The 12,354-nt window shown below is 38.2% G+C and carries 9 protein-coding genes; all 9 read left to right on the top strand.

Annotated features, from left to right (window positions below):
- The first annotated feature begins 41 nt into the window (after nucleotides 1-41).
- The 9 genes from CKW03_RS10870 to CKW03_RS10830 all read left to right on the top strand — a co-directional run bounded on the left by CKW03_RS10870 (nucleotide 42) and on the right by CKW03_RS10830 (nucleotide 12,046).
- Nucleotides 42-248: an RNA-binding S4 domain-containing protein gene (locus tag CKW03_RS10870; RefSeq protein WP_093096688.1), complete on the top strand. Its 207-nt coding sequence runs from the start codon at nucleotides 42-44 to the stop codon at nucleotides 246-248.
- Between the two features lie 87 nt (nucleotides 249-335).
- The gene (aroB, locus tag CKW03_RS10865) at nucleotides 336-1,400 is read left to right on the top strand and encodes a 3-dehydroquinate synthase (RefSeq protein WP_093096685.1); all 1,065 of its coding nucleotides are present in this window, start codon (nucleotides 336-338) and stop codon (nucleotides 1,398-1,400) included.
- A 4-nt stretch (nucleotides 1,401-1,404) separates the two neighbouring features.
- Entirely contained in the window at nucleotides 1,405-2,130 is a 726-nt protein-coding gene (locus tag CKW03_RS10860) for a ThuA domain-containing protein (RefSeq protein WP_093096683.1), read from the top strand.
- Between the two features lie 516 nt (nucleotides 2,131-2,646).
- A complete protein-coding gene (locus CKW03_RS10855) occupies nucleotides 2,647-5,919 on the top strand; it encodes a SusC/RagA family TonB-linked outer membrane protein (protein WP_093096680.1) in 3,273 nt (1,090 codons plus the stop codon).
- Nucleotides 5,920-5,947: 28 nt separating this feature from the next.
- Nucleotides 5,948-7,639 carry a RagB/SusD family nutrient uptake outer membrane protein gene (locus CKW03_RS10850; protein WP_236736461.1) on the top strand — a complete coding sequence of 564 codons (1,692 nt, stop codon included), beginning with the start codon at nucleotides 5,948-5,950 and terminating at the stop codon, nucleotides 7,637-7,639.
- Nucleotides 7,640-7,759: 120 nt separating this feature from the next.
- Nucleotides 7,760-9,055: a D-alanyl-D-alanine carboxypeptidase gene (locus CKW03_RS10845; RefSeq protein WP_093096674.1), complete on the top strand. Its 1,296-nt coding sequence runs from the start codon at nucleotides 7,760-7,762 to the stop codon at nucleotides 9,053-9,055.
- Nucleotides 9,056-9,098: 43 nt separating this feature from the next.
- Entirely contained in the window at nucleotides 9,099-10,415 is a 1,317-nt protein-coding gene (locus CKW03_RS10840) for an MFS transporter (protein WP_093096671.1), read from the top strand.
- Nucleotides 10,415-11,146, top strand: a complete 732-nt coding sequence (locus tag CKW03_RS10835) for a (Fe-S)-binding protein (RefSeq protein WP_093096668.1) — start codon at nucleotides 10,415-10,417, stop codon at nucleotides 11,144-11,146. The genes CKW03_RS10840 and CKW03_RS10835 overlap by 1 nt, the downstream gene beginning before the upstream one ends.
- 21 nt (nucleotides 11,147-11,167) lie before the next feature.
- Nucleotides 11,168-12,046: a sugar phosphate isomerase/epimerase family protein gene (locus CKW03_RS10830; protein WP_093096665.1), complete on the top strand. Its 879-nt coding sequence runs from the start codon at nucleotides 11,168-11,170 to the stop codon at nucleotides 12,044-12,046.
- The last annotated feature ends 308 nt before the right edge of the window (nucleotides 12,047-12,354 follow it).

The following is a 12,354-nucleotide window of genomic DNA, read 5'->3' as shown; positions in this document are numbered from 1 at the left end:
TGTAATAATGTAAATACTATCAATAAGAATTACTTTTGTTCATGCAAACGTTTACACTAGAAGGGGATTACATCCAATTGATCCAATTATTGAAAGTTATGAACTGGGTTGAGCATGGTGCCATGGCCCAATGGGTGGTCGAAGAAGGCCTTGTAAAGTACAATGGCCAAGTAGATTACAGGAAAAGATTGAAAGTTAAGGTCGGCGATATCGTAGAATTCGACGGCAATAAAGTGAAGGTTCAATAATTCTTAGGCTCTGTAAAATATCTGTTTACAGTTTTAAAAATCCAATTACATTCAATAAAAAAATCTATCTTTAGGTAGAAAATATATATGAAGAAGATTAATAGTTTGGGATACGAAGTCGTATTCGATGATGAGTTAGATGAACTGCAGTCCTTTCTCATCGATCATGATTATTCGCAACTCTTGATTCTTGTGGATAGAAACACAAATGATCATTGTCTACCTGTAATTCAGGCTGCCATACCTGATATTGTTGATTATGATATCATTGAGGTAGATCCAGGTGAGGAGAACAAGAACATAGACTTCTGTATAGGTGTTTGGAAAACCATGTTGGACTTTGGAGCCGACCGCAAAGCTTTGATGCTTAATCTAGGTGGCGGAGTAGTGACTGACATGGGCGGTTTTGCTGCCTCTACCTATAAAAGAGGGATTGATTTTTTAAATGTACCCACTACTTTACTTTCTCAAGTTGATGCTTCTGTTGGAGGCAAAACTGGGATCGATCTTGATAATGTGAAAAATATCATAGGTACATTCAGCCAACCAAAGGCTGTTTTTATTTCCAATAAATTTCTTGAAACATTAGATGATCGTCAGGTCCTATCAGGATTTGCTGAGGTCATAAAACATGGTTTGATTCAAGATAAGGATTTGTTTAACCGTTGTAAAACAGTGAATCTGCCTGTTATACCTGAAGGTATGGTGTATGATTCTGTGCTGATCAAAAACAAAGTTGTCCTCGAGGATCCTACAGAAAAAGGCTTGAGAAAGATCTTGAATTTTGGACATACTATTGGCCATGCCATTGAGGGTTATTCTTTGGTGACCGATGTAAATCCTTTATTACATGGAGAAGCAATTGCTATTGGAATGATATGTGAAGCGTATCTTTCCCATAAAATTAACAATTTAGACATAGCTGAATTGGATGAGCTCGTTGATTATCTATTATCAATCTATCCTAAATACAATTTGAATTCGGCGGTTTACCCAGAGTTGCTGGCATTGATGAAGAACGATAAGAAGAATGAAGGCAATAAACTTGGGTTTGCGCTGTTAAGGAAAATTGGGGATTGTGACTTTAATAAATACGTGGAAGAAGATGCCATCATCGAAAGTCTAGATTACTATCAATCAAAAACCAAATAAACAAATGAAAAGAATTTGCATACTGACCCTAATCTGTTGTTTAAGTATCTGTTTTGCTTTTGCAACAGGCATTGAAAAACCCAAAAAAGTTTTAGTTTTCACCAAGACAGCAGGCTTTAGGCATGACAATATTGAAGAAGGAGTGAAGGTCCTGACCAAATTGTTGAAGGATGAAAATATTGGGATGTTTCATACCGAAGATGCAAATGTATTTTTAGCGGATTCACTAAAGAATTTTGATGCCGTTTTGTTTTTCAGTACTACAGGTACCATACTTGATGAGGAGCAAAAGGTAGCTTTTCAGAATTTCTTGAAATCAGGAAAAGGATTTATGGGTATTCATGCTGCTACTGATACTGAGCATGACTGGCCATGGTACAATAATTTAGTAGGGGCTTATTTTGCTAGCCATCCGGCCGTACAAGAAGCGAAGATCGATGTAAAGAATAGAAAACATTTAGCTACAAAGCATCTTCCAAAGGTATGGATGCATAAGGATGAATGGTATGATTTCTCCAATGTTAAACCGGACCTGAAAATATTGATGACCCTGGATGAGAAGTCATACAAAAATGGTAAGATGGGTGATTTCCATCCTATTGCTTGGTATCAGAAGTACGATGGTATTAAAGTTTTTTATACTGGCTTAGGACATACCAAGGAATCTTTTTACGAACCTAACTTTCAAAAACAGATTATAGGTGGCTTAAAATATGTTTTGGGCTATTAATCGATTCTCAATAAAGGATTTAAAAAAGGAGGTATTTTACCTCCTTTTTTCATTGTAAATAAATTGTTTCATAAAACTCTTGTTTTTTAAAAATAATTCATAAATTAGTTCTAATTGTAAACTTAATTCTAAACAAAATCAATTCCTGTTATTATTGTATTATTCCTTTTTGATGTGAAGGAAAAGTACAACAGAAATTTTGAAAGTGTTTGATGTACACTTTGTTAATATTAAGCAGAGGGACATAGAGTGAGGGAAAGTACCATAAATACCGATAACTAATAAACTATATAACTTTAACTAACAGCTTATGATCAACAAGTACTTAATTCCAATTAGTAAACCAAAATAACTTAAAGAAATACATTTCTTTTTAGGAAGATAGATCTCCCATACTTGGGATTTCTACGGTTATTAAATAATAAATATTTAATTCATGGCATTGCTATGCCATGAGGTTAAGATTTATTGAAACAATGAACTAATAATTTAACAAACTAACTAACAAATTCTATTATGGGAAGATCAATGAAGTTCCATAGCAATTCTTTTATTCCCAAAAAATTGCTAAAAAATGGACTTCTGATTTCAATGGGCGTGCTCGCCATGAGCAGTGTCTCTGCATCAGAAGTTTCAATTTGGAATAAAATCGCTATGCATCCGCTATATGCGATGCAAAGTCCAGTAAAAGGTAAGATTATTAACCAGGCTACTCAAGAGCCAATTGCTGGTGCCACCATTAAAATCGTCGGAAAGACGTCGAGTACCTCATCAGATGCTTCAGGAAATTTCGAAATCGATGCGCAAGCAAACGATGTCCTTATTATTTCTTATGTAGGCTATTCTTCTACTCGTCACACAGTGACCTCCACAACTCAACCGATTACCATCTCTTTAACGGAGGATAGCAGTAATTTGGAAGAAGTGGTTGTAACCGGTTATGGAACGCAAAGGAAGAAAGACTTAACGGGTTCTGTAGCCGTAGTAAATGTATCGGAGTTGAAGTCCCAGCCAGCTGGTAGTGCAGTTGAAGCCTTGCAAGGTCGTGCTACAGGGGTGCAGATTGTCAACGACGGTGCGCCAGGTTCTACGCCTCAAATTCGTATCCGTGGTTATTCGACCATTAACAACAACGAACCTTTGTACATTATTGATGGTGTACCATATGAAGGCAAGTTGAGTTGGTTGAACCAAAATGATATTGAAAGTATGCAGGTGTTGAAAGATGCGTCAGCTGCTTCAATCTATGGTGCTCGTGCGAATAACGGGGTTGTGATCGTAACGACCAAGTCCGGAAAAGAAGGAAGTACCAAAATCACTTTGGATGCTTACGCAGGTGCGGGAGTTCCAAACAAAGGTTCATTCCCAAAAATGCTGACTCCTCAGCAGATTTTGGATATCGACAATAAATTCAATGGAACTAACCTACAGTTACCAGATTATTTATTGGCAGGTTCAAAAACAAACTGGGATGTAACTGCCGCAGATGCTGATATGAGCAAGTACAACTACTTCGCTAAAGATCGTGCATCATTCTATCAGATCACCAAAGCGAATAAATCAGGAACCAAATGGTTTGATGAATTATCACAAACTGCTCCAATTCAATCCTATCAATTAGCTGCAACGGGAGGTAATGAAACTTCTCAATATGCATTCTCTGGGGGTTACCTAGATCAAAGAGGTAGTATTATCCATACCGGTTTCCGTCGTTATAACGTGAGGACCAATACCCAATTCAATGCTTTCAATAAGAAATTAAGATTCGGTGAAAACCTTTCTTATGCTTATACAGAAGGTCATGGTATGGGAGTTAATCCAAATACTGCGGGTGGTTACCAAGGTGAAGGATCTGTATTAGGATTCGCTTACCGTATCCAAAACATTATCCCAGTTTATGATGAAGGTGGAAACTTTGCAGGTTCATTTGGTAAGGACTTAGGAAACGGTGAAAACCCAGTGGCTTTGGCTTACCGTGCTAAAGACAATATGAACCGTTCTAATTTCTTCTTCGGTAACGCATTTGCAGAGTATGACATCATTGATGGTTTGACATTACGCTCTAACTTCGGTTTGAGATATGAAAACTACAATGGAGTAAGCTATACTTATCCAAACCCAGAATTCTCTGAAGGTAGTTTCAATAATGGAATGAGTGAATACCAGGGATATACTACAGAATGGACTTGGACCAATACAGTAAACTATAAACCTAATCTTGGTGAAGACCATAGCTTAAACGTAATGGTTGGTACCGAGGCTATCAAAAACAGAAACCGTGGTATTGATGGCAGTAGAAATGGTTACTTCATCATGAACAGCTTGGATTATCTGTATCTAAACGCAGGTAGTTCGAACTTCAACAATAATGGTTCTGGTTCTATAGGAAGTATGTTCTCTTTAATGGGAAAAGCTGACTATGCATACAAAGACCGTTATCTATTGAGCTTGATCGCTCGTCGTGATGGTTCATCTAACTTTGGTGAGAACCACTTATACGGGGTTTTCCCAGGTGTTAGTGCTGCATGGCGTATTTCTCAAGAGGAGTTTGCAAAAAGTGCGGAATGGTTAACTGACTTAAAACTTCGTGCAGGTTACGGGGTGACAGGTAACCAACGTATCCCGGGATTCCAGTACTTGAACAGGTATTTGGCTTCCTTGACTGAATCATCATACCCAATCAACAATGGCGTGGTGAATGGTATCTGGCAAAACTCTTACTCTAACCCAGATATTAAATGGGAGCAGGTTAAATCATTGAACGTAGGTTTAGACTTCACTGTATTGAACGGTGATTTAGACGGATCGATCGATTGGTTTAACAAGAAAACGACTGACATGTTGTTCTTAGTTCCACTTCCAGCTGCTGCTGCAGGTAGAGCTGCTTCTCCATACCAAAATATCGGTGATATGAGCAATAAAGGTTTTGAGTTCTCTTTGGGTTACCACTATGGTCACAGACAAGAGAAACCATTTACCTTAGACTTATCAGCTAATTTCTCTAACTACAAGAATGAGGTCGTAGCTTTAGCTCCAACCGTATCTCAAGTGAACTATGGTGCTTTCCGTTCTATGGAAACTTCTATCCTTCAAAAGGGACAACCATTTGGATCATTCTATGGTTACCAAGTGACCGGTATCTACCAAAGTGTTGATGATGTGAATAATTCACCTTCATACGATGACGCTAGACCAGGAGGTTTGAAATATGCAGACTTGAACGGTAACGGTGAAATTGATCCAGGAGACAGAACGATCATTGGTAATCCGCACCCAGACTTCACATACTCTTTAAAAATTAACGCAGCTTATAAGAACTTTGATGTGTTACTATACTTCTATGGTTCACAAGGGAATGACCTTTATGAAGCTACTCGTTACTTTACAGACTTCGGGGTATTCCGCGGACAGAAGAGCGTAAGGGTATTGGATGCATGGAGTGAATCAAACACAGGTAGCAATATCCCATCTCTACCTAATCCAGCTGACAAAACAAGTGCGATGGAATATGCAACATCCTCTTATTATGTGCAGGATGGAAGTTTCTTGAAACTTAAGAATTTCCAAATTGGATATAACTTGCCAACTAAAAAGCTATTTGGTGAGAACACTACATTCAATAGGTTAAGATTATATTTAGGTGTTACCAACTTATTCACAATTACCAAATACGAAGGCTTAGATCCTGAGGTTTCAGCGACTCCATCTGCTTATCCAGCATTGGGTGTTGACTTTGGGGTGTATCCACAAGCTCGTCAGTATACATTTGGACTTAATTTAGGATTTTAGTAGGTAGAGAATATTAAATAGAACAATCATGAAACGAAATAAATTAATGATTCTTTTAGGCGCGGGAATGCTACTTGTCACTTCCTGTGGAAAAGAATTTTTACAGAAATTACCTCAAGGCCAGTTGTCTGAGCCTCAGGTAGGGAATAAAGATGGTGTGGAAGGTGCACTAATAGGTGCATATAGTATCTTAAATGGTAATGTAAGCGGTACATGGGGTAATTATGCTTCGGCACCTAGCCAGTGGCTATTTGGTGAGGTTGCATCCGACAATGCCCACAAAGGTTCAGAGCTTACTGACCAGACACCAATGAATATGATCGAAACCTATAATGCGATCAGTACCAATGACAACTTGTCCCAAATGTGGCAAGTATACTTTGAAGGTATTTTACGTTGTAACAATACCTTGAAGTTACTAGCTGCAGACCAAGCTGGACCAAAAGAAATCTCTGCAGAGCGAGCTAAGGAAATCGAAGCTGAGGCAAAGATGTTGAGAGGTCATTACAATTTCTTCTTATGGAGGATCTTTAAAAATGTCCCAATCATTACCGAAGCGATAACTACAGCTGAAGCACAGACCATTCCAAATGACAAGGATATTACGCCTACCATTGAAGAGGACTTCAAATTTGCAGTTGCTAATTTACCAGCTACTAAAATCAAAGATGAGTTTGGTCGTATGGACAAAAATGCTGCAAAAGCATATTTAGGTAAGCTTTATCTGTATCAAAAGAAATATGCACAGGCTTTGACTCTATTCAAAGAGGTTATGGCTGGTAAGGATATCACAACCATGCCATACTGGAACAACTTTGATGTAACCAAGGAAAATGGACCTGAGGTAGTGATGGTAGCTAAACATGCCATCAATTCCAATGGCGCTGCCGATAACTCCAACGTAGGGGATATGCTATCTGGTCTATATGGTAGTTCACCAGTAGGATGTTGTGGTTTCTATCAACCAACCATTGATTTAGTGAATTCATTCCAAGTTGATGCTAATGGTCTTCCATTATCTACCACAGCTTACCGTGCGACTCCATATCTTTCAGATTTGAAAAACCCAACAGATTCATACGCTTTAGATGTGACCTTGAAGTTCGATCCACGTTTGGATTATACCGTTGGTCGTAGAGGGGTTTCTTATTTGGATTATGGAATTATGCCAGGTAATGCTTGGATCCGTGATGCTAAATACGCTGGACCATTCGTAACAATCAAAACCATGATTCCCGTTGCTCAATTTGCTACCAATGCTGCACCTGGAGCAAATTACCTAACAGGCTTAGACGTAAATATCATTCGTCTAGCAGATGTGTGGTTGATGGCTGCAGAATGTGAGGTTGAAGCAAATAACCTTCCAGGAGCATTGAAATTGGTCAATGATATCCGTAAGCGTGCTGCTACTCTTCCTGCAAAGAAAACAGGAACTGGAGCCAATGCTGCAGCGTATAACGTGAAGCCATATCCATCATTCGCTAATCAAGCTGATGCACGTACTGCTGTAAGAACAGAACGTCGTATTGAATTGGCCATGGAAGGACACCGTTTCTTTGACCTTGTACGTTGGGGAGTAGCTAAATCTGTACTGGAAAGCTATTCTTCATTTGAAGGCACTTATCTACCTGCATACAAAGGCTTAACATTCTCTGCAAACAGCGAATACTGGCCAGTGCCTCAGGTGGAAATTGACCGTAGCAATGGTGCATTAAAATAGAACTATTAGGTTAATTCAATAAAAGAAGAATGGGCTGGTCAGTTGATCAGCCCTTCTCTTTTACTATAAAATCTTTGTTTCATTCTTCCTAAAATTCGAAACAATTATTATGTTTACAGCATGAGAAGCATACTAATCCTAATGGGTTTATTGGCCTGCTTGACTACCAAAGCGCAATCTACCCTCAACCTAAATGATGAATTTCAAAAATCTACAGTTTTACCCAAGCATTATTACGGTTTCAGTCTATATGATGTCGATGAACAACGCTTTGTGTACAACCATAACCAAGACAAGCATTTCACTCCAGCATCAAACACAAAGGTATTCACCTTATTTGCTTCCCTGAAGCTGATCGGGGATTCTATCCCAGGAATTGCATACGTAGAACGAGGAGATTCCTTGATATTTTGGGGAACAGGTGATCCTAGTTTCTTGCATCCAAGATTGGATAACGGAAGAGTATATAACTTCTTAAAAAACAGCAATAAAAAACTATTCTATTCAAGTTCTCCTACCCAAGAACCTACCTATAGAAACGGCTGGTCCATCGAAGATTATGAATTCTATTATCAACCAGAATTGTTCCCATTTCCCATTTATGGTAATGTCGTGCAGTTTAGGGAGGTTGATGGCAAACTGAAATTATTCCCTTCTTATTTCGAACGTGATGTAAAGCAACTTGCCGATACCACCACACGTTATAGGATCCATAGAGCATTGGAGAACAATAGATATGAAATCAATGAGCTTCCATTGCCAAAGAATTATGTCAATGAAAAGCCATTCCGTCCTAGCGATAGTCTTTTGGTTCTATTGCTCCAAGATACCTTGAAAAAGGATGTCGGATTGGTTCATCAGCAGCTCCCTCAAGATTTCAAGATCTACAATTCTGTAGAAAAAAGAGTTGTAGAACGTGAAATGATGCTACCAAGTGATAACTTCTTGGCAGAGCAGTTCAATATGGTCGCATCCTTTTTGAAGTACAACAGCTTTAAGACTGAAGATTTGCGTCAATATATGATGGACACCTATTACAGCAAATTAAGTGATACCATTGAATTGAGAGATGGAAGTGGATTGTCAAGTTACAATAAGATCACCCCAAGAAGTATGGTGGAGGTATTGCTACAGATCAGCAATGAGGTGCGTGACGAGAATGCCAAACACTTTTTATTTCCAGCAGGAGGCTTAGAAGGAACACTGAAGAATGTATATCCAACACCGGGAGGAAAGGCATTCGTATGGGCCAAGACTGGTACGATCAATAGTGTTCACTGTCAGAGTGGTTATATCATAACCAAGAAAGGAAAGCGTTATGTATTTTCTTTCTTAAACAATAATTTCATGGGAAGCTCTAGTCCAGTCCGCAAGGAGATGGTTCGTATAGTTACCCATATCTACGAAAATTTTTAAACCAGTTCTAAAATCAAATGGTATATTCGCATAAGCAAATCTTATGAAAATATTCAAGAAGAATGATAAAAGATTAATCAGATCATGGTCCATGTACGATTGGGCCAATTCTGCTTATAATCTGGTCATCAACTCCACCATTTTTCCAGTATATTATACAACCATTACAAAAAATCCGGAAACCAATGACACGGTTTCCTTTTTTGGTTTTGAGATCATCAATACTGCACTTTCCAATTTTGCCCTCTCCATTGCTTATTTATTGATGGCTTTGGGTTTACCTTTTATTTCGGCTTATTCTGACGCTGCCGGAAAACGGAAGTTTTTCATGAAGCTCTTCACCTATATCGGTGCAATTGCATGTATGGGACTGTTTTTCTTTAAGATCAACACCTTAGAATGGGGGATTTTCTGCTATGCCATAGCAGCAATGGGTTATATTGGCGGAGTAGCCTTCAATAATTCCTACTTGCCCATTATTGCTAGCCCAGATCAACAGGATAGGGTCAGTGCGCAGGGATTTGCTTATGGATATGTAGGCTGTGTTACCCTTCAGATCATTTGTTTCGTGTTTATTTTCAAGCCAGAATGGTTTGGAATCACTGATGCATCTTTTCCAGCACGTTTTTCCTTTCTATTAGTAGGCTTGTGGTGGTTGCTATTTGCCCAGATACCATTCCGATTCTTACCTAGAAACAGACCGACCGTAGGATCTGAGCGCCTGCCTTTCTTTACAAAAGTGAAGAAGGAGTTCACGAGTGTTCTAGGTCAAATTAAGCAGATTGAAGCTATAAAAACCTTTTTACCTGCCTATTTCTTTTATTCAATGGGTATTCAAACCCTATTGATCGTTGCTGCGGCATTCGGTGAAAAGGTGTTGAATTTAGGGGCAAGTAAGCTGATAGCCTCCATCTTATTGATCCAGATTGTAGCTATCGGTGGAGCATATATCATGTCCGTTGCAGCCAAAAGGTTCGGGAATATTAAAGTCCTATTGGTTGTCGTGTTCTTTTGGATCCTGATTTGCTGTGCATCTTTCTACATGACTACCGAATACCAGTTTTACGGAATGGCCTTTACAGTAGGATTATTGATGGGAGGGATACAGTCCTTGTCTAGATCGACCTATTCAAAACTTATTCCTGAACATATTGAAGATACCACATCATTCTTTAGTTTCTATGATGTCTCTGAAAAGGTAGCCATTGTGATTGGCTTGTTCAGTTTTGGTATCATTGAACAGATCACACAAAACATTCGATATTCGGCATTGTTCCTATCTGTATATTTTATCATAGGGTTTTTGTTGTTGTTTCGTGTTTTAAAATTTAATAAATTACAGATTATTGAAAGCGATTAATGCATAAAGTAGAGTTATTTATTCCTTGTTTTATTGATCAATTATATCCTGAAACAGCCTTTAATACCGTTAAACTATTGGAAAAGGCAGGTTGCAAGGTCATATACAATACCGATCAGACCTGTTGTGGACAACCCGCATATAATGCCGGTTTTTGGGACGATGCCAAGAAAATTGGACAAAAGTTCTTGAATGACTTTAATGAAGAACATCCCATTGTCAGTCCATCTGCTTCCTGCGTTGGAATGGTTAGGGGAGGTTATGATGATCTTTTCACCAATTCCATTGAACACAATAAATGCAGGGCCATACAGCGTAATATTTTTGAAATCAGTGATTTCTTGGTCAATGTTTTGCAAAAGGAATACTTTGGGGCAGAATTAGTGGGAACGGCAGTTTACCATGATTCCTGTTCAGCACTTCGGGAATGCAAGATCAAGGAGGAGCCGAGGCGCCTTTTGAGCCATGTGGGGGGATTAGACATTGTTGAAATGCGCGATCAAGAGACCTGCTGCGGTTTTGGTGGTACTTTTGCCGTTAAGTTTGAAGGTATCTCTGCAGCCATGGCAGAACAGAAAGTGCAAAATGCGCTGAACGTCAAGGCAGATTATATTATATCTACTGATTCGTCCTGTTTATTGCAATTACAGGCTTATATTGAAAAAAATCAACTTCCCATAAAGACCATGCATCTTGTCGATGTTTTGACCTCTGGATGGGCTAATATCTAATAACATTTATATAACACAATCATGAGTTCAAGAAGAGAGTTTTTAAGAAACTTAGGTCTAGTAACAGCTGGAGTAACTTTAGCACCTTCGCTAGATGTATTCGCTGCTAAGAAAGACTGGTTTCAAATTTCATTAGCAGAATGGTCTTTACATAAAAAACTATTCAAAGGAGATTTGAAAAATATTGATTTTCCTGAGTATACTGCAAAAAACTTTGGTATCCATGGAGTTGAATATGTAAATCAATTCTTCAAGGATAAAGCTAAGGATATGACTTACTTAAAAGATTTGAATAACCGTGCTAAGGACAATGGCGTGAAAAACGTATTGATCATGATCGACGGTGAAGGAAGTCTAGGGGATCGCGATGAAACTAAACGTAAGCAAGCTGTAGAAAACCATTACAAATGGATCGACGCTGCTAATTTCCTTGGATGTCATGCTATCCGCGTAAATGCTGCTGGCGAGGGAACTAAAGAAGAAGTTAAGGACCAAGTGGTTAAAAGCTTGTCTACTTTAGCTGATTATGGCAAAAAAGGTAAGATTTCTGTAGTGGTTGAAAACCATGGTGGAATTTCTTCACATGGCGATTGGTTGGCAGATGTTTTGAAAACAGTAGGTAAGAAAAACTGTGGTAGTTTGCCAGATTTCGGTAACTTCTATGAGTACGATCGCTATCAAGGAGTAAAAGATCTTATGCCGTATGCTAAAGGCGTAAGTGCTAAATCTCATGCTTTCGATGCGAACGGCAATGATACAGGTATCGACTATGCGAAGATGATGCAGATCGTTAAATCCGCTGGCTACAATGGCTATGTAGGAATTGAATTCGAAGGAGATAAGATTTCTGAAGATGAAGGAATCAAATTGACTAAGGCTTTATTGGAGAAATTTAAATAAGAGCCCATCATATAGAGAAAGAGGCAAGAATGTAGATTCTTGCCTCTTTTTTATTTAATTTAACCATCTGCGTATTATTCAAGCTCTACGTAATAAATTGTTTACACAACTATTTTGTTTTTTATTTTCCAATGATTTCCTGTTACTGCCTTTTGTTTTTAATTGAAATTCAAAAAACAAGAAAAATAAATTTATTTCGATAAAAGTGTGGATTCTTTATCTTTTTTATGTCTTATATAGGTTAATGTTTTAAATATATCAACTTAAATCCTGTTTTCATTTAAATCTTTCATTAAAAAAATTAATAG

Source organism: Sphingobacterium mizutaii (genome assembly GCF_900187125.1).
GTDB lineage: Bacteria > Bacteroidota > Bacteroidia > Sphingobacteriales > Sphingobacteriaceae > Sphingobacterium > Sphingobacterium mizutaii.
The sequence above is the reverse complement of the archived record's forward strand: the minus strand, read 5'-3'. Positions and strand labels throughout refer to the sequence as shown.